The organism is Rhodococcus quanlei, assembly GCF_055231015.1.
This window is the reverse complement of the sequence record NZ_JBUYWD010000027.1, coordinates 1-16780: the sequence shown is the minus strand read 5'-3', so window position 1 is coordinate 16780 and position 16780 is coordinate 1. Positions and strand designations below refer to the sequence as shown.

Here is a 16780-nt window from a genome sequence, read left to right as displayed (position 1 = left end):
GAAGCTACCTCGAGGCCGCGCAGAACAGCGTCGACGACAGACCGAGCGGAGCCGAGTCCTACAGCAACGGTTCCACCCCCAGCACCGAGACGTCGTACAGCACGTACAGCACAGACACCGCGCACAGCACAGACAGCACGTACAGCACAGACACCGCGCACAGCACGGACAGCACGTACAGCGCGGACACCGCGTACACGGCAACCGACAGCACGCCATCGCACACAGAGCCCGAGATGCCCAACCCAGGACCCGCTCCGACGCCGCCTCCGGCTCCAGCTTCGCCGTCGACGCCTGAGGACGGCGCACCGTCCATCGACTTCGACGCGCTGGCACGCACGTCGATGCGCCGAAAGGCAATGGGCGAAGCTGCAGTTCGCATCGCGGGCCGACTCGCCCACACCGAACTGCTCCAGGAGGGCTCGAACGCCGGCGACCCGACGTCCGAGGCCGACCACCTTCTCACTCTCCTGGGCGAGTACCTGACTGCGGCAGGGTTCGACCGACCCGAACTGCATGCCAAACTTGCGGGCCAGTCGATTGTCGTCAATCTGGCCTCGCCGGCACGTAGAACTATGTAGTCAGATCTCGCGCTGCTCGATCAGCATCCATCGATGCCCGAACGGGTCGATCAGAGTCGCGTTGCGGTGACCATGAGTTTCCGCGATCCACCGCTCGACGTTGCCGCCTGCGTCCCGTGCACGCATCAAGACCCCCTCGGGATCGACTACCGGCAGCATGAGACTCACGGAGGTGGAATCGGATTCGGGGGCGGTCACCCCCATCTCCGGAAACTCTTCAGCGAGGTAGATCAAGCCCGTGAGGAATCGCAACTCGACGTGACCGACCCGGCCGTCGTCCATCACGACCGGTTCACCGACGACTTCCGCACCGAACACCGTCGTGTACCAGTCGATGGCTTCGCGCGCATTCCGCACGGCCAGATACGGCAGAGCTCCAGGTGTAGGCAGGCCTGCCGTGTACGGCGATGAATCGGTCACGCTGTGAGTCCGTCCGGATACGCCACCCCTACGGTTTTCGACGGTATCGTCACGAGTTTTGCCCACCGGTCGGACGCCAGCCGGAAACTCGGAACGTCCGCCAACGAGATCACCGATTCCCAGATCCTGTCGTAGCCGGTGTGTGCGATGCGCCACCGACCGTCCTCACATCTCGAGTACCGGTCGTGATAGAACGCTGAGCCGCGCATCAGAATTCCGTCTTCGGGCACCACAACCGTGTCGGCGAGCAACCACACTCCGGTGGCCGAATCTCCCTCGACATCTATTTCGGGTTGACCACACTGATGCTCGGTGATCATGTGGGTGCCCAGCGTGTTTTCCAGAAACGACACGAAGGTGTCTCGCGAGTCGAACTGCAACTGTTCGCCGTAGATTGCTGTGGCATCCGGGAGAAGTGTCTCCCCCAGCTCACCCCACTCTTTCGTATCCAACGCGCGCGTATAGCGATACTTGAGCCTCTCGATATCCTTGATCGCTTCGAGATCCATGGCCCCGCCTCCTGTGCAGCACAGCATCTAGCCCTTACTGAAGGCTAGTCCGTCTGTACCGAAATAGGGGCCGAAACTTGACCAAATGCGCTTGACACCGCGACTGAGACCGTTCCGGGGCTACTCGAGCTCGGCGGCAAGCTCCATCCATCGCTCCTCGGTCGCTTCCTTCTCGGCGACGACCTCCTTCAACTGTGCATCCAACTTCTGCAGACGCTCGGGGTCGGTGGCAGCGTCGGCCAGCTGCGCGTGCAGCTTCGTTTCGCGGTCGTCCAGCTTCGCCACCGAGCGCTCGAGTCGAGACAGTTCTTTGCGGGCCGCGCGGTCGGCCGCACCGTCTCGGGTCTTCTTCGAGGAAGCACCCGCGGCCGTCGATGCGACCGAGGGCGCGCCGCCATCACCCATGAGCTCCCGACGTTCGAGGTACTCCTCGATCCCCCGCGGCAGATTGGTGAGCTTCCCGTCACCGAACAGCGCCCACGTGGAGTCGCAGATGCGTTCGATCAGGTAACGGTCGTGACTGATGACCACCATGGTCCCCGCCCACCCGTCGAGAATGTCCTCGAGCTGCTGCAGGGTGTCGATGTCCAGGTCGTTGGTCGGCTCGTCGAGAAGCAGCACGTTCGGCTCCGCCATGAGCACGCGCGTCAGCTGCAACCGGCGCCGCTCGCCGCCGGACAAATCCCCCACCGGGGTGCGCTGACGCGCGGGCGTGAAACCGAGTCGCTCAGCCAGTTGACCTGCCGATACCTCTTTGTCACCCAACGTGATTCGCTCGGCGACGTCCTTGACGGCCTCGAGCACCCGCATGTCGGTCGGCAGATCGTCCAGCTCCTGGCGCAACCATCCGATGTGGACGGTCTGCCCCTGTTTGCGTGTACCCGCGGCCGGTTCGATCTCCCCTGCCAAGGTTCGGAGCAACGTCGTCTTGCCCGAACCGTTGACCCCGACGAGGCCGATACGTTCACCGGGGGCGAGCCGCCACGTCAGATCGTTCACCAGTGCGCGGCCGTCGGGGGTCTCGAGACGGGCGTTCTCGAGTTCGATCACGACCTTGCCGAGACGGCGCTGCGCGAACGACGACAGGGCCACCGAATCACGCGGAGGGGGCACGTTCGCGATCAGCGCCTCGGCCGCTTCGATCCGGTACTTCGGCTTGGACGTGCGTGCCGGAGCGCCACGTCGCAGCCAGGCGAGTTCCTTGCGCGCGAGATTCCGGCGCCGCTCCTCCGCGGCATCGGCCTGGCGGGAACGCTCCGCACGTGCGAAGGTCCAGTCGTTGTATCCGCCTTCGTAGCTTTCGACCTTGCCGCCCACGACTTCCCATGTGCGGTTCGCGACGGTGTCGAGGAACCAACGATCGTGCGTGACGACGACGAGCGCGCTGCGCCGCGACACCAGATGCTCGGCCAGCCACTGCACCCCTTCCACGTCGAGGTGGTTGGTGGGCTCGTCGAGAACGAGTAGATCCAGATCCTGGACGAGGGCTGCTGCCAGCGCGACGCGGCGGCGCTCGCCACCTGACAGTCCGTCGACCTTCACGGTCAGCGCGGACTCGCGGCCACCGAGTTCGTCGATGCCGATCCCGGTGAGGATGCTCCGAATCCGAGCGTCTGACGCCCACTCGTGATGTTCGAGACCGAGTGGGCCGAGCACGACGTCTTCGACCGTCGAGCCTGCGGGCAGCACCCCACGCTGCGTCACGACGGCCATCCGCAATCCGCCGACCCGAGACACTCGACCTGAGTCCGGTGGCTCGAGTCCGGCCAGGACTTCGAGCATGGTGGTCTTGCCGCCGCCGTTGAGGCCGACGACGCCGATACGTTCGCCCTCTTCTACACCGAGTGACACCGAGTCGAGCAGCGGTTTGATGCCGAAGGACTTCGACACCTGCTCGAGATTGATCAAGTTGGCCATGTCAGCGTGATCCTTCTGCCGCGTGGTCGACGATTCGCGCGCCGGGCACCGGGCCGTGCGCAACGCGGACGGTGCGACACACCCCCGCTCCGGCGAGTTCTGCGCCGACGCGGACCGCGGCGTCCGCGTCGGTGCACAGGAATGCACAGGTGGGTCCCGAGCCGGACACGATGCCGGTGAGCGCTCCTGCGGTGACCCCGGCTCGCAGTGTCCGCCGTAGGGCCGGAGCGAGTGACAGAGCTGCTGCCTGCAGATCGTTTCCGAGTAGGGGGGCCAGCGCGGAGGCATCACCTGCGGCCAGCGCCTGCAGCAACTCGTCGGTTCCCCCGAGTCTCGGCGGTGCGCCCTGTTCGCGCAGTCGGTCGAGTTCCCGGAACACGGTGGGCGTGCTGAGCCCGCCTTTCGCGAGTGCAAGCACCCAATGGAATTCGTTCCGCGAGAGCACCGGAAGGAGTTTCTCGCCACGACCCGTCCCCATCGCGGTTCCTCCGTGCAGCGAGAACGGCACGTCGCTGCCGAGTTCGGCTGCGAACATCGCCAGTTCGTCGCGGCCCATCTCGAGTTCCCACAATGCGTTCAACGCCACCAGCGCGGCAGCCGCGTCCGCGCTACCGCCGGCCATACCGCCGGCGACCGGGATGCCCTTGTCGATCTTGATCGCGACGTCAGGACGCAGCCCGCCCTCGGTCGCCAACAGTTCGGCGGCTTTCCACACGAGGTTGGTCGAATCGGTGGGCACCGACTCGGCGTCGTCACCGCGCACGATCACCGACAGTGTGTCGGCGGGTGTCACGGACACAGTGTCACTCAGCGACAACGCCTGGAACACGGTGGTCAGCTCGTGATAGCCGTCTTCACGCAGGTCACCGACCGCGAGGTGCAGATTGACCTTGGACGGTGCCCGGACGATCACGGAGTGTTCAGCGACGGAAGGCACAGAGAACAACAATAGGCGCTGCCAGGGCACACGCAGAATTCGCCTACACGGAGCTCGACGAAGCGGGAATGTGTCTACGCAGCGCCGGTGGAGGTGAGAACGTCACCGTGGGACCAGCTCGACACAACGACCTATTCGTGTGGAGGTTCGCCCGTGACGAGGTGATCGGCGTGGTTCATGCCCTCGAGGACAAGTCGGGCCAGATGCCCGTCCCGGATGCGGTAGACGACCCGGCGGCCTTCCTTGCGGGTGTCGACGAGGCCGGTGAAGCGGAGCTTGGCCAGATGCTGACTGACTGCGGTGCGCGAGGCCTCACACGCTTCGGTCAGCGCGGTGACGTCGGCTTCGTTCTGGGTGAGCAGCCAGAGGATGTGCAGCCGGGTCGGGTCGGCGAGCATCCGGAACGTGGACGTCGCGGCGTCGAGTCGCTGCCGGTCCGGCGTGACCGGGTGGACGAGGCTCGCGGCTTGCGGCGACTCCGTGACCGGCTTCATCGTTCACACTCTCTCTATCGACACCGCCTCGGTGCCCCGCTTGGTCTCTACCGGCCAGGCCCGCACGGCTACCAGTGCTGCGAGTGTAGCGATAACCGCGAGGATGAGTGCTGCGACAGGTTGTCCCGCGGTCGCTCCGATCCATCCCGCGATCGGGTACGTGAAGAAGAAGCACGCGTGGGAGAGGGAGAACTGTGCGGTGAATACCGCGCCCCGATCGCTCGGTGTGGACTCGTAACGCAAGAGGCGCGCCGACGGGGTGTTGATCGACGATGTCCCCGCACCCAACGTCAGCCAGATCACCGCCAGCAGCGCCCATCCCCACCCTCGACCAGGGTCGGCCAGCAGCAGCACGACGGTGGCGGCCAGGCCGACCGGAACAACGGTGCAGCCGGTGAGCATCACCCGCCGGTCCGGTACCCGGCCCAGCAGTCGTGGCAGCGTCAACGCGACCAGCATCGAACCGCCACCGTAAATGCCGAGCGCGACGGCAACACCGGTGTTCGACCCGCCCAGAAGATCGCGGACGTAGACGATGGTGTTGACCAACACCAGCCCGGTCGCAGCCGCGACCACCAAGTTCATCGCCAACAAACCCCTCAGCACGGGACGAGTGGCCATCACCCGAGCCCCCAACGTAATTCGGTGCGGCAAGGGAACGGACCGATCCGCCGGAGTGATCGCCGGGAGCACAGTGGCCACCACCAGAGACGCCGACAGCACGAACCCGGCAACTGTGCCGAGGAACAGGAAGTTGTAGGTCGTCACCGACAGCAACACCGCCGCCAGAATCGGGCTCAGCAACGATTCGAGGTCGTAGGCCAGCCGCGACAACGACAACCCACGCGTGTAGTCGTCCTCGTCCACCAGAACCGAGGGGATGACGGACTGAAACGCGGGAGTGAATGTGGCCGACGCCGATTGCAACACGAAAATCAGCACATAGATCTGCCATGGATGATCCACGAACGGCAGCAACAACGCGATCGACGCCCGCACCAGATCCGCACCGACGAGCAACACTCGGCGCGGTATCCGGTCGGTGACCGCCGAGCTCACCGGCGCCACCACCACATAGGCGACCATCTTGATCGCCAATGCCGTCCCCAGCACCGCACCCGCCTCGGAACCAGCCAAGTCGTATGCCAGCAGGCCCAGCGCCACCGTCAGCAAGCCGGTACCGACGAGCGCCACGACCTGAGCAGTGAACAGACAGCGGAACGTGCGATTCCGCAATATCGCGAGCACCCGCGCACCTCCTGAAGGGATCGGACTACTCACACACAATACGTCAATATGTGCGCACTTACGCTCATATATTGGGTGGCACGGATGCCCAGCGGAGGCTGTACACCGAGCGGTTGCGTGGGCACGGCGTCGACACACGTACTGTCGACACACGCACTGCACCAGGCAATCGAGGACACTCCTCGTCCTCGATTTCTGGCATCGTTCGGATCATGCGAGAAACATCGGCACGGCTGTTGCGCTTGCTCTCTTTGCTGCAGACCCGCAGAGAATGGTCCGGTGCGGAGCTCGCAAGTCGGCTCGGTATCACACAGCGCACGGTTCGTCGTGACATCGACAAACTCCGCGACATCGGATATCCCGTGGACGCGACCGTGGGTGTCGGCGGTGGATACCGGCTCGGCGCCGGCGCGGAGATGCCGCCGCTACTGCTCGACGACGAAGAAGTCATTTCGGTGGCCTTCGGCCTGCAGGCAGGATCCACCGGTTCGGTCGTCGGCATCGGCGAGGCGTCGACCCGGGCACTCGCGAAGCTGCAACAGGTGATGCCGTCCCGGCTGCGGCATCGTTTGGACACCTTGCAGGTGGACGTCGTGCCGCACGCCCCGGCACCGAGTGCCGTCGATGCCACCGTTCTCGCCGATGTGGCGGCCGTATGCCACAACCACGAACGTTTGCGGTTCGACTACCGCCGCCACGACGGCAGCGAGAGCCGCCGCGAGGTGGAACCACACCGACTCGTACGGTCCGGGATGCGGTGGTACCTCGTGGCCTGGGATCTCGGCCGTGACGACTGGCGGTCGTTCCGTCTCGACCGTATGACGCCGAAGATTCCGACCGGCCCGCGTTTCACGCCGCGTCCACTGCCGGATGGAGGGGGCGCGGACTTCGTCGAACGCGGAATCGACCGCGCGAGATCGAGCAGTCGCGCGCAGGTGCTGCTTCATGCACCGTTCGATCGGATCGCGCCCATGGTTCACGAAGATTGGGGCGCGATAGAAGAATCACCCGACGGTAGGTGCGTAGTCACCATTCGCGGTCAGTCACTGGGCTCCATCGCCGGCTGGCTCAGCGCGTTCGACGTCGACTTCACGGTCGTCGACCCACCCGAACTGCGGGAGGAATGCCGAGCCGTTGCGGAACGTCACCGCCTCGTCGCGCAGCGCTACGACAATGCTTGAAACACGACGAAGGCCCCGCTCCTGATGGAACGGGGCCTTCGTCGAATCGCCTCAGGTCCCGGTTGCCCGGGAAATCATGGCGAGTCTCAGAGCGGCGTCACGCCGGTGGCCTGCGGGCCCTTGTTGCCCTGACCGATCTCGAACGAAACGCGCTGGTTCTCCTCGAGCGTGCGGAAGCCGCTGCTCTGGATCTCCGAGTAATGGACGAACACGTCAGCGCTGCCATCCTCGGGGGCGATGAAGCCGAACCCCTTCTCGGAGTTGAACCACTTCACGGTGCCCTCTGCCATGTAAATCTCCTCTAACACAGTGTCTTCTTCGAACAACCAACGCGGTTGTCCGGGTCCAGTAGAACGAACGCGCTGAGACTTTTCCTGTGGAGGAAGTCAGAACGCTCGCAACCATCGTTTTGCGAGCGTGGAAACACAAACACAAACACTTACGACCGCCCATAGTGAAACACACTCTGGCCGCAAACGCTCAGCAATGTGACATGCGTCACGCTACCGCCCCTGGGCGGCCAGTTCGACGAACGCTGCTGCATCGAGGGTTTCCCCACGCGCAGACGGCTGAATCCCTGCAGCAACCAACCGGCGTTCCGCCTCCGCCGACGATCCAGCCCAGCCACCGAGCGCGGCACGTAATGTCTTGCGGCGCTGCGCAAATGCAGCATCGACCACAGCGAACACGCGCTTACGTGTCGCGTCGTCGACCGGCCACGGCGGATCGTCGTACCGGTCGATACGCACCAACCCGGACTCCACCTTCGGCACCGGCCAGAACACGGCACGACCGACGGAGCCGGCTCGTCGCACCCGCCCGAAGAAGTTGGCCTTCACGCTGGGCACTCCGTAGATCTTACTTCCCGGCGTGGCCGCGAGCCGGTCGGCCACCTCCGCCTGCACCATCACCAATGCGGTGCGCAGACTCGGCAGTTCCGAGAACAGATGCAGCAACACGGGAACCGCAACGTTGTACGGAAGGTTCGCCACCAAGGCCGTGGGTTCACCGGGGATCTGCGACGGTTGCACTCGCATGGCATCCGCTTCCACCACTGTCAGGCGATCGGCGAGGTCGGCGCAACGGTCCGCCACCGTGACCGGCAGGCGCGCTGCCAGATTGGGATCGATCTCCACCGCCACCACCCGATCCACGACGTCGAGCAGGGCAAGGGTCAACGATCCCAGGCCGGGACCGACCTCGAGTACCGTGTCCCCGCGTCCCACCCCTGCCGTCGCGACGATGCGTCGCACCGTGTTGGCGTCGTGCACGAAGTTCTGCCCCAGTTGCTTGGTGGGCCGGACACCGAACTCTTCCGCCAGGAGGCGCACCTCGGCGGGCCCCAGCAGGGCGGCGAGACCTCTGGGTGACGTGGAATCTGGGGTGTCGGACACCAGGTGAACTTAACGCACGCCGATGCGACCGGAACAGGACGGCCATGCGCCCCAACCCTGCTTCTCCTGCGTCTTGCTTGCTATCGCGATCTGCTCCTCGCGGGTCGCGAGGTCGGCGCGCGGCGCATACTTCAGGCCGCCTTGACGTTCCCAGGTGTCCTGAGAGAACTGGACGCCACCGTAGTAACCGTTGCCTGTGTTGATGTGCCAGTTTCCGCCGGCCTCACACTGCGCCAGCGCATCCCACGTTGCCCCGTTCTCGACCGGGGGAACCTCGGTGCCGGGTTTGGCACCGACACGGACCACCTTCGGCTGCGCGGGCGTCGTGACCTCCGAATCGACCTCGCGTCGTTCGACCTCGACACCATCGACCGTACGGACGGCGAAGGTGACGTCCTGCACTCCGGGGACCCCGGGGTCCTCCACCTCGGAGCGAGACATGTTCATGGTCACGTCCTCGATACGTTCCACCGGAGGCGGCAGAGGCAGGGTTTCGACGACCTCCTCGACGCGATCGCGAGTAACCGTGATCGCGAGCCCGTTCGTCATCGGAGTATCGGCGGGCGGCTCCACGGTGTCGGCCTGCTCGAGTGGGCGACCGAGTTCGGCGAGAAACTCCCCCACGGTCGGCGCGGCCAACCGCACCTTCTCGGAAGCCCTCCCACCGTCGGACAACATGGCGACAACCGGTTCCACGACGTCGAGGGCTGCACCGTCGAGCGGCAGTCTCTGCGAACGTGAGGCGGACACGTGCACGTCGTCGGCAAGCTCGAACTGCTCGAGCGCTTCCTCCACCGTCAGGGCGGTGGTCCACACCGGACGCTGGTGTCCGTCCACGGTGAGATCGACCAACCTCGCACGCCGCAACACCACCGTGTCGCCGTCCGACAGTTCGGAGTCCGCGGCCGGGGCGACCGCATCCCGTTCGCTCAACGAATAGCCCGCATCGGCGAGCACGTCCTTCACGGTCGACGACATGGTGTTCAGCGACGTGACCTCGCCGTCGACGTCGACCGTGACGGTCTTGTGGCGGGAAAGGGCAACGAACCCACCGACTGTCAATGTCACCAGAAGTGCTGCCACAACCGCGTAGAGCAGCGGCGATCGAGCGGAGTTGATCTTGGCAAACGGTGACATTCGTTCCTCGTTGTCGGTTAACGCAACCCGAGCTTGCTGGTGCAGGAAGGCCAAGCGCCCCAGCCCTGCTGGGCCTGCACCTTCTGTGCGACGGCGATCTGCTCTTGGCGGCTGGCAAGGTCGGCGCGGGGAGCATACTCGTTGCCGCCGAACGCGGACCACGTGCTCTGGGTGAACTGGAGTCCGCCGTAGAAGCCGTTGCCGGTGTTGATGGACCAGTCTCCGGTCGCCTCGCACTGTGCGAGTGCATCCCACGTGGAGCCGTTGCGGACTGCAGGGGCCGACGAACTCGGCTTCGTTCCGACCCGGATGGTTGCCGGCTCGGGCTCTCGGATCGGCGTGGACGAGATCTCGTCACGTCCGACCTCGACCCCGTTGATCTTGTGGATGGACAGCGTCACTTCGCGCTCGCCGGGAACGCCCGGATTCTCGACGGTCGTCGTGCCCTCTTCGAGTTCCGGATCTTCGATTCGGTTCTGGGGCGGAGCGATCGGCTGCTTCTCGACGACGGTCTCGGTGCGGTCCCGAATGACCTTCACCTCGAGTCCGTCGGTCAGCGGGGTATCCGCTGTGGGAGTCACCGAGTCGGCCTGCTCGAGCGGGGCATCGATCTTCGTGAGGAGTTCGCCGACGGTCGGTGCTGCGATGTTCATCTCGCTGGGCGCGGCTTCGCCATCGATCACCGTGACCTTCTTGGCGCTGACCACGCCGAGCGATGCACCTTCGAGCGGCAGACGATCCGAACGCGACGCCGTCAGGTGAACGTCGCCGGCGAGATCGAATTGCTTCAGCGCCTCGTCCACCGTGAGCGCGGTCGTCCACACGGTGCGCGGCTGACCGTCGACGGTGAGTGTGACCTCGCGGGCTCGCCGGAAGACGATGGTGTCGCCGTCGTCGATGGACGCGGCGGCCGACGGTGCGACGACGTCGCGTTCTCCGATGTCGTACCCGGCGTCTTCGATGGCGCCCTCGACGGAGGACGACATGGTGCCGAGCGAGATTCGTTCGCCGTCGACGTCCAGGGTGACGTTCTTGTGCTGGGACACGGCCAGCACACCACCACCGATGAGGGTGACGAGCAGGGCGGCGATCACCGCGTAGAGCAACGGCGACGTGCTGGTGTTGATCTTGGCGAAAGGTGACACGAGACTTCCCAAAGCTGACGAATGTATTGTCACGGTACGGTAACGAATAGGCCCCAATGTGGCAACTTATAGGGTTTCACCTGCATAAAGTTTCGATAACTCGTTGAGATCGGGACTATTGCGCCGTTTGACCGATAACCCCACGGACGTGAGCCGGACGACGTACTTTCGAGCGCAAAGGCAGGTAACGCGCCGAAAGAAAGCTGGGGACTGCGTGCACACCACACCCGATCGATCCGGCGGATCCGCACGGTCGACGCCGCGCGGGCGGATACCGATACTCGCCGCCCTACTCGCCCTTCTGTCGATGGTCTTCGCGCCATCACTCGCCGTGGCACAACCCGCACCACCCGGCGACCGTCCTACGTATCGGATCGCCACCGACATCACCTTCGCCCCGTTCGAGTTCCAGAACGAGAACGGCGAACTCGTCGGAATCGACATGGACCTGCTTCGCGCCATTGCCGAGGACCAAGGCTTCGACGTCGAGATCCAGCCGGTCGGATTCGACTCCGCACTCCAAGCCGTCACCAGCGGTCAGGTGCACGGGATGATCGCCGGTATGTCGATCACCGACGAGCGGAAGGCGACATTCGACTTCTCCGACCCGTACTTCGATTCCGGCGTCCAGATGGCCGTCCCCGAATCGAACGAGAACATCAAGAGCTACGAGGACCTGGCGGGCAAGCAGGTCGCCGTCAAGAACGGCACCGAAGGCGCTGCGTTCGCCGAGTCCATCAAAGACCAGTACGGGTTCAGCACCAAGTACTTCGCCGACTCCTCGAGCATGTTCAACGAGGTGCGCACCGGCAACTCGGCCGCAGTCTTCGAGGATTACCCCGTACTGGCGTACGGCATCAAACAGGGCAACGGATTCAAGACCGTGACGGACAAGGAACCCGGTGCCAGTTACGGATTCGCGGTTGCCAAGGGACAGAACGCGCAGCTTCTCGAATCGTTCAACGACGGGCTGGCGAACCTCAAAGCGAGCGGCGAGTACGACGAGATCCTGGAAACATACCTCGGAGCCGACGCGTCGAACGACGACAACAGCATCCTCGGACTGATCAAGAGCACCTACCCACAGCTCTTGGAGGGACTGTGGCTCACGATCGTTCTCACCGCCGTATCGATTGCGATCGCCTTGGTCCTCGGTGCGATCTTCGGCCTGTTCCGAGTGTCCGGCAACATCGTCTTGCGGGCGGTCGGCACCACCTACGTCGACGTCTTTCGTGGCACACCGCTACTGGTGCAAGCGTTCTTCATCTACTTCGGCATTCCCACCGCACTGGGATTTCAGATGTCCGCCTTCACCGCCGGTGTCATCACGCTGTCACTGAACGCCGGTGCCTACATGGCAGAAATTGTGCGCGGCGGCATCCTGTCCGTCGACAAGGGCCAGATGGAAGCATCCCGCAGCCTCGGCATCAGCTATCTGAAGTCGATGCGGAAAGTGGTGATGCCGCAAGCTGTTCGCACGATGATCCCGTCGTACATCAATCAGTTCGTCATCACGCTCAAGGACACGTCGATCCTGTCCGTGATCGGGCTTGCCGAGCTCACCCAAACCGGGCGCATCATCATCGCCCGCAACTTCCAGTCGTTCAACATGTGGCTGATCATCGGCATCATGTACTTCATCATCATCATGGCGCTGACCAAGTTGTCGAACCGCCTCGAGAAGAGGATCAACGCATGACCGACCAGACCACAACGGCAACACCGGAAACCGCCGCACCCGAAACGAAGATCCGGGTGGCGGGACTGAAGAAGTCCTTCGGTGACAACGAAGTACTCAAGGGGCTCGATGTCGAGATCACCGCAGGCGAAGTGGTGTGTGTGATCGGCCCCTCCGGGTCCGGCAAGAGCACGTTTCTGCGATGCCTGAACCGGCTCGAAGACATCACCGACGGCAGCGTCGTGGTCGACAGCACGGACATCAGCGACAAGAAGGCCGACATCGACCAGGTGCGTCAGCACATCGGGATGGTGTTCCAGCACTTCAACCTGTTCCCCCACATGAGCGCGCTCGAGAACGTGATGCTCGCTCCCGTGCAGACGAAGAAGGCATCGAAGGATCAAGCGCGCGAGTCGGCGGTGAAGCTGCTCGGTCAGGTCGGACTCGCCGAGAAGACAGACGCGAAGCCCGCGAACCTGTCCGGCGGCCAGAAGCAACGCGTCGCGATCGCACGAGCACTCGCGATGAGCCCGGACATCATGCTGTTCGACGAGGCGACGAGCGCGCTCGACCCCGAAATGGTCGGCGAGGTACTTCAAGTTCTCCGCGATCTTGCGGAGGGCGGCATGACGATGGTCGTCGTGACCCACGAGATGGGCTTTGCCCGGGAAGTGGCCGATCGCGTCATCTTCATGGCCGACGGGTACATCGTCGAGGAAGGCAGTCCGGAAGACATATTCGGCAATCCGCAGCAGGACCGCACCAAGGATTTCCTCGGCAAGGTCCTCTGACAGAATGCGCGAATGAAGTCGGTTCGGGCAGCAGCAGGCGCCACAGCGTTGTTGACAGCACTTACGTTGGGCGCCACCGCGTGCAGCAACGACGACACCTCCGAGACGTCGACGACAGCAGATGCCGTGCAGCCCTGGGATCCGTGCACCCTGTCCGAGGAGACGTTGCGAGAGGCGGGTTTGGACCCGGCAACGAAGGACCAGGGGCTTGTCGAGGCGCCGGGGGAGGAAGCTTGCAGCTGGGAGAACGACGACATCGGGGTGATCGCGACGTTCACCACTCTGGCAACCATCGACCAGTTTCGAAACGACCCGCGAAACATCGAATTCCGGGAGGTCGCGGTCGGTGGCAGGACTGCGTTCACCCAGGTCCTTGACCTAGGCGGCGATCCCTACACCTTTTGCTTCCTCAATGTGCCTGTCCAGTCGGGAGGACTCGTGATCCTTCAATTCTCGCAGTCCCCGTTCACGAAGGACACCACCCCGATGTGTGAGTGGGCGCTGAGGGTCGGTGATGCACTCGTCCCTGAGATGCCCTAATCGAAGAGCGAACCTCGGATAGGACAGTTCGACTCGCTCGGCGACAAGTCGATCCGATACAGGGCCCCTTCGGGCAGTGCGAAAGAATGAGCACATGACCTCGAGGCGAGTGGCCGCAGGCGCGGCGGCACTGTTGGCGGTAATCACGTTGGGTGCCGCCGGGTGCAGCAGTGATGACACCTCAGAATCTCTGAGTACCACGACCATCCCGCAGCCGTGGGACCCGTGCACATTATCCGACGAAATTCTACGCAACGCGGGCCTGGACCCGACAACCGAAGGGCCAGCGCTGGCCGCCGAGGCTGCCGGCGAAGAGAATTGCAGATGGAAGACCTATGACGATATCGGTGTGAGCATGAATGCGCTGTCTACGACGACGATCGACCAATTTCGTAGCCGTCCAGACAACATCGATTTTCGGACGGTGACAGTGGGAGATCGTTCAGCGTTGACGTTCCGTTCCGAAGGGGACGAGGAGCGATCATATTGTTGGCTGCTGCTGCCGTTCGAGAGCGAGGGGCTGGTGCTGATGCAGGTCTCTAGGTCGCCGTTTACCAAAGACACTACGCCGATGTGCGAAGTAGCGGTGCGAGTCGGCGACGCACTTGTTGCCGAGATACCTTGACCGAAGGTGGAACCGTCCGATTCAAGCTGCAACTCGATCCGATACAGGGCCCCTTCGGGCAGTGCGAAAGAATGAGCACATGACCTCGAGGCGAGTGGCCGCAGGCGCGGCGGCACTGTTGGCGGTAATCACGTTGGGTGCCGCCGGGTGCAGCAGTGATGACACCTCAGAATCTCTGAGTACCACGACCATCCCGCAGCCGTGGGACCCGTGCACATTATCCGACGAAATACTGCGCAGCGCGGGTCTGGACCCGACAACCGGAGGGCAAGCGCTGGCTGCCGAGGCTACCGGCGAAGAGAACTGCGGATGGAGAGCCTACGACGACACCGGAGTACAGATGAGTGCCCTATCCACGACGACGATCGACCAGTTCCGTGACCGTCCAGACAACATCGATTTTCGGAACGTGACACTCGGAGACCGTTCAGCAGTAACATTCCGTACAGCAAGCGACGAGAAGGGCACCTTCTGCCATCTGGTCATCCCGTTTCGGGGTGAGGGGCTGGTGCTGATGCAGGCCGCTAGGTCGGCGTTCACCAAAGACACTACGCCGATGTGCGAAGTAGCGGTGCGAGTCGGCGACGCACTCGTTGCCGAGATACCTTGACGCCGGTTAAAGTATCGAGGCCATTCGGACGAATCAGGCGTTTCATGAGGGGGTAGCTGAGATGAGTGGTACGGCGTCGACGATGGATGTGTTGATGGCGAATGCGGCGCGGGCGAAGGCGGGGGAGCTCGTTCTCGATCCCAGCGTGGCGCAGGATTGCGCGAACGCGTGCACGGAGGCGATTGCCTCCCTGCGGGAAGTGAAAGACGGGATGATCCTGCGCGCGAAGACTCCGCCGTTGGGTGACTTCGCGTGCGGGGATGATTTGTCGAAGATTCTCACCGAGGTGACCCAGCAGTTCATCGACCGCATCGATGACCACATCCTCTGCTTGAGTGCGATTCATGACACGGTGGGTGCCCAGATCGCTGAATCACTGACCACCGATGAGCAGACCAGTCAGGCGCTGGCGCGGGTGACCGGCGAGATCGCGTAGCTGACGCATGGCACCACCGACGCAGCCACAGATACCCGGTATGAACGAAGTCATCGCGAATCTGCGGAGCATTCCCTTTGTCACCGGTCGGGCGGAGCAGTTCATCGGGCCGGCCGGTTCCGGCCCACCGAACGTCGCCAACTCCGAACAATACGCCGACCTCGAAATACCCGGCCGGGCAGTACATTGCACGTTCTTCGATGCCTTCGAGCACAGCGAACTGGTGGCGAACGTCAACCCGATTCAGGCGGAGTCGAACGAGGCATTCCGACGCGAGTGGGCCAGCGGCACCAACACGTTCACCGACGCGTTCGAAACGTTCGCCGCGAAGATCGGCGCCGCCATTGCCGAAAAGTGGGCTGGGCCTGCGGGAGACGCCGTAGCCACGTCGATGGTCGACTATGCGAAGAACGCAGCAAAGACAGCTGATGCGTCGAATTTGGTTGCGCGGCAGGTGGGTTTGCTGGCCGACTCGTTGGATCGGACAAAAACCAACTTCCCCGCCGAACCCGCCGCAACGGTTCCGGGAAAGATTCTCGGGTTCCTCGGCGCCGACGGGTGGGACGACGAACGCCGCGAAGAAGCGAAGCAGCAGGCGGTGCGGCTTCTCAACACGGTCTACTACGGCAGCGGTATCTCCCCGACGGCGCAAAGTATGCCCGTCTTCCCCGCCGTGGAGTCACCCGTCGCCGATGACTCGACGGGCTGGCCTACTGGTGGTGGCCCCGGTGGTTTCGGTGGCCCCTTCGGCGGATCACCGTCACCGGGCGGAACACCGGGTGGCCCGTCCACCGACCCGAACGCCCCCGGTCAGCCGGGTACGCCCGCAAACCCTGACACCACTGCGGGAACCAGCCCCGCCGCCGTGCCGGGCGATGATGCCCTTTCCGGCCTGCCGACCGACGCGGCCCAGAGTCTCGGTGAGCTCGGACCCGACACACTCGCAGACCCGGATTCGCCGGCGAGCACGGTCGCGGCCAGCGCACTGCCCGGTGGTGTTCCCGGCATGGGCGCCGGTGGTATCGGCGGTGGTGCCGGTGGTATCGGCGGCGGTGGCAGTGTCGGCGGCGGACTGGGCACACCACCACCGCCGGCGGCTCCCGCGGGTGGTCCCGCAGCCGGTGCGGTGGCCGGTGG

The 16780-nt window shown here is 64.0% G+C and carries 19 protein-coding genes and 1 pseudogene; 9 read left to right on the top strand and 11 right to left on the bottom strand.

The window, feature by feature from the left end; all coding sequences use genetic code 11:
- Positions 1-58 precede the first annotated feature (58 nt).
- The gene (locus tag ACZI8Q_RS18860; protein WP_463375103.1) at positions 59-244 is read right to left on the bottom strand and encodes a hypothetical protein; all 186 of its coding nucleotides are present in this window, start codon (positions 242-244) and stop codon (positions 59-61) included.
- Here ACZI8Q_RS18860 and ACZI8Q_RS18855 point away from each other — a divergent pair.
- Positions 237-581 (top strand): hypothetical protein, encoded by a 345-nt coding sequence (locus ACZI8Q_RS18855; RefSeq protein ID WP_463375102.1) that lies wholly within the window; start codon positions 237-239, stop codon positions 579-581. The genes ACZI8Q_RS18860 and ACZI8Q_RS18855 overlap by 8 nt on opposite strands.
- On the opposite strand, the gene ACZI8Q_RS18850 is transcribed toward ACZI8Q_RS18855, so the two are convergent.
- From ACZI8Q_RS18850 to ACZI8Q_RS18825, 6 genes are all read right to left on the bottom strand, one after another.
- Positions 582-1001, bottom strand: coding sequence for a VOC family protein (locus tag ACZI8Q_RS18850; RefSeq protein ID WP_463375101.1), 420 nt, complete (start codon positions 999-1001; stop codon positions 582-584). It lies immediately after the preceding gene.
- The gene (locus ACZI8Q_RS18845; RefSeq protein WP_463375100.1) at positions 998-1510 is read right to left on the bottom strand and encodes a nuclear transport factor 2 family protein; all 513 of its coding nucleotides are present in this window, start codon (positions 1508-1510) and stop codon (positions 998-1000) included. The genes ACZI8Q_RS18850 and ACZI8Q_RS18845 overlap by 4 nt, the downstream gene beginning before the upstream one ends.
- 120 nt (positions 1511-1630) lie before the next feature.
- The gene (locus tag ACZI8Q_RS18840) at positions 1631-3427 is read right to left on the bottom strand and encodes an ABC-F family ATP-binding cassette domain-containing protein (protein ID WP_463375099.1); all 1797 of its coding nucleotides are present in this window, start codon (positions 3425-3427) and stop codon (positions 1631-1633) included.
- Position 3428: 1 nt separating this feature from the next.
- Positions 3429-4373 (bottom strand): 4-(cytidine 5'-diphospho)-2-C-methyl-D-erythritol kinase, encoded by a 945-nt coding sequence (locus ACZI8Q_RS18835; protein ID WP_463375166.1) that lies wholly within the window; start codon positions 4371-4373, stop codon positions 3429-3431.
- Positions 4374-4495: 122 nt separating this feature from the next.
- Complete coding sequence (locus tag ACZI8Q_RS18830; protein WP_463375098.1) at positions 4496-4858, bottom strand: ArsR/SmtB family transcription factor; 363 nt, start codon at positions 4856-4858, stop codon at positions 4496-4498.
- A 3-nt stretch (positions 4859-4861) separates the two neighbouring features.
- Positions 4862-6106, bottom strand: coding sequence for an MFS transporter (locus ACZI8Q_RS18825; RefSeq protein ID WP_463375097.1), 1245 nt, complete (start codon positions 6104-6106; stop codon positions 4862-4864).
- Between the two features lie 212 nt (positions 6107-6318).
- Here ACZI8Q_RS18825 and ACZI8Q_RS18820 point away from each other — a divergent pair, with 212 nt between their 5' ends.
- A complete protein-coding gene (locus ACZI8Q_RS18820) occupies positions 6319-7287 on the top strand; it encodes a helix-turn-helix transcriptional regulator (RefSeq protein ID WP_463375096.1) in 969 nt (322 codons plus the stop codon).
- A gap of 86 nt (positions 7288-7373) precedes the next feature.
- On the opposite strand, the gene ACZI8Q_RS18815 is transcribed toward ACZI8Q_RS18820, so the two are convergent.
- The 4 genes from ACZI8Q_RS18815 to ACZI8Q_RS18800 form a co-directional block, all read right to left on the bottom strand.
- A complete protein-coding gene (locus ACZI8Q_RS18815; RefSeq protein WP_463375095.1) occupies positions 7374-7577 on the bottom strand; it encodes a cold-shock protein in 204 nt (67 codons plus the stop codon).
- Positions 7578-7790: 213 nt separating this feature from the next.
- Positions 7791-8681 carry a 16S rRNA (adenine(1518)-N(6)/adenine(1519)-N(6))-dimethyltransferase RsmA gene (gene rsmA, locus ACZI8Q_RS18810; RefSeq protein WP_463375094.1) on the bottom strand — a complete coding sequence of 297 codons (891 nt, stop codon included), beginning with the start codon at positions 8679-8681 and terminating at the stop codon, positions 7791-7793.
- A gap of 9 nt (positions 8682-8690) precedes the next feature.
- Entirely contained in the window at positions 8691-9818 is a 1128-nt protein-coding gene (locus tag ACZI8Q_RS18805; RefSeq protein WP_463375093.1) for a transglycosylase family protein, read from the bottom strand.
- Positions 9819-9835: 17 nt separating this feature from the next.
- On the bottom strand, positions 9836-10963 hold the full coding sequence (locus ACZI8Q_RS18800) for a transglycosylase family protein (RefSeq protein WP_463375092.1): 1128 nt from the start codon (positions 10961-10963) through the stop codon (positions 9836-9838).
- A 307-nt stretch (positions 10964-11270) separates the two neighbouring features.
- Between ACZI8Q_RS18800 and ACZI8Q_RS18795 the strand changes: the two genes are divergently transcribed.
- From ACZI8Q_RS18795 to ACZI8Q_RS18765, 7 genes and pseudogenes are all read left to right on the top strand, one after another.
- Positions 11271-12662 carry an amino acid ABC transporter substrate-binding protein/permease gene (locus ACZI8Q_RS18795; RefSeq protein ID WP_463375165.1) on the top strand — a complete coding sequence of 464 codons (1392 nt, stop codon included), beginning with the start codon at positions 11271-11273 and terminating at the stop codon, positions 12660-12662.
- Complete coding sequence (locus ACZI8Q_RS18790; protein ID WP_463375091.1) at positions 12659-13432, top strand: amino acid ABC transporter ATP-binding protein; 774 nt, start codon at positions 12659-12661, stop codon at positions 13430-13432. The genes ACZI8Q_RS18795 and ACZI8Q_RS18790 overlap by 4 nt, the downstream gene beginning before the upstream one ends.
- A 12-nt stretch (positions 13433-13444) precedes the next feature.
- Positions 13445-13972 carry a DUF3558 domain-containing protein gene (locus ACZI8Q_RS18785; RefSeq protein WP_463375090.1) on the top strand — a complete coding sequence of 176 codons (528 nt, stop codon included), beginning with the start codon at positions 13445-13447 and terminating at the stop codon, positions 13970-13972.
- A gap of 94 nt (positions 13973-14066) precedes the next feature.
- The gene (locus ACZI8Q_RS18780) at positions 14067-14597 is read left to right on the top strand and encodes a DUF3558 domain-containing protein (protein ID WP_463375089.1); all 531 of its coding nucleotides are present in this window, start codon (positions 14067-14069) and stop codon (positions 14595-14597) included.
- Between the two features lie 79 nt (positions 14598-14676).
- The gene (locus ACZI8Q_RS18775; protein ID WP_463375088.1) at positions 14677-15207 is read left to right on the top strand and encodes a DUF3558 domain-containing protein; all 531 of its coding nucleotides are present in this window, start codon (positions 14677-14679) and stop codon (positions 15205-15207) included.
- A 61-nt stretch (positions 15208-15268) separates the two neighbouring features.
- Complete coding sequence (locus ACZI8Q_RS18770) at positions 15269-15643, top strand: hypothetical protein (protein WP_463375087.1); 375 nt, start codon at positions 15269-15271, stop codon at positions 15641-15643.
- Between the two features lie 40 nt (positions 15644-15683).
- Positions 15684-16780: pseudogene (locus ACZI8Q_RS18765) on the top strand (hypothetical protein); the annotation flags it as partial.

Excerpts from the sequence above, each read along its gene's own strand:
- ACZI8Q_RS18855 (WP_463375102.1), top strand. The coding sequence starts at position 237 with ATGCCCAACCCAGGACCCGCTCCGACGCCGCCTCCGGCTCCAGCTTCG.
- ACZI8Q_RS18845 (WP_463375100.1), bottom strand. The coding sequence starts at position 1,510 with ATGGATCTCGAAGCGATCAAGGATATCGAGAGGCTCAAGTATCGCTAT.
- ACZI8Q_RS18840 (WP_463375099.1), bottom strand. The coding sequence starts at position 3,427 with ATGGCCAACTTGATCAATCTCGAGCAGGTGTCGAAGTCCTTCGGCATC.
- ACZI8Q_RS18830 (WP_463375098.1), bottom strand. The coding sequence starts at position 4,858 with ATGAAGCCGGTCACGGAGTCGCCGCAAGCCGCGAGCCTCGTCCACCCG.
- ACZI8Q_RS18820 (WP_463375096.1), top strand. The coding sequence starts at position 6,319 with ATGCGAGAAACATCGGCACGGCTGTTGCGCTTGCTCTCTTTGCTGCAG.
- ACZI8Q_RS18815 (WP_463375095.1), bottom strand. The coding sequence starts at position 7,577 with ATGGCAGAGGGCACCGTGAAGTGGTTCAACTCCGAGAAGGGGTTCGGC.
- ACZI8Q_RS18805 (WP_463375093.1), bottom strand. The coding sequence starts at position 9,818 with ATGTCACCGTTTGCCAAGATCAACTCCGCTCGATCGCCGCTGCTCTAC.
- ACZI8Q_RS18795 (WP_463375165.1), top strand. The coding sequence starts at position 11,271 with ATGGTCTTCGCGCCATCACTCGCCGTGGCACAACCCGCACCACCCGGC.
- ACZI8Q_RS18790 (WP_463375091.1), top strand. The coding sequence starts at position 12,659 with ATGACCGACCAGACCACAACGGCAACACCGGAAACCGCCGCACCCGAA.
- ACZI8Q_RS18785 (WP_463375090.1), top strand. The coding sequence starts at position 13,445 with ATGAAGTCGGTTCGGGCAGCAGCAGGCGCCACAGCGTTGTTGACAGCA.
- ACZI8Q_RS18780 (WP_463375089.1), top strand. The coding sequence starts at position 14,067 with ATGACCTCGAGGCGAGTGGCCGCAGGCGCGGCGGCACTGTTGGCGGTA.
- ACZI8Q_RS18775 (WP_463375088.1), top strand. The coding sequence starts at position 14,677 with ATGACCTCGAGGCGAGTGGCCGCAGGCGCGGCGGCACTGTTGGCGGTA.
- ACZI8Q_RS18770 (WP_463375087.1), top strand. The coding sequence starts at position 15,269 with ATGAGTGGTACGGCGTCGACGATGGATGTGTTGATGGCGAATGCGGCG.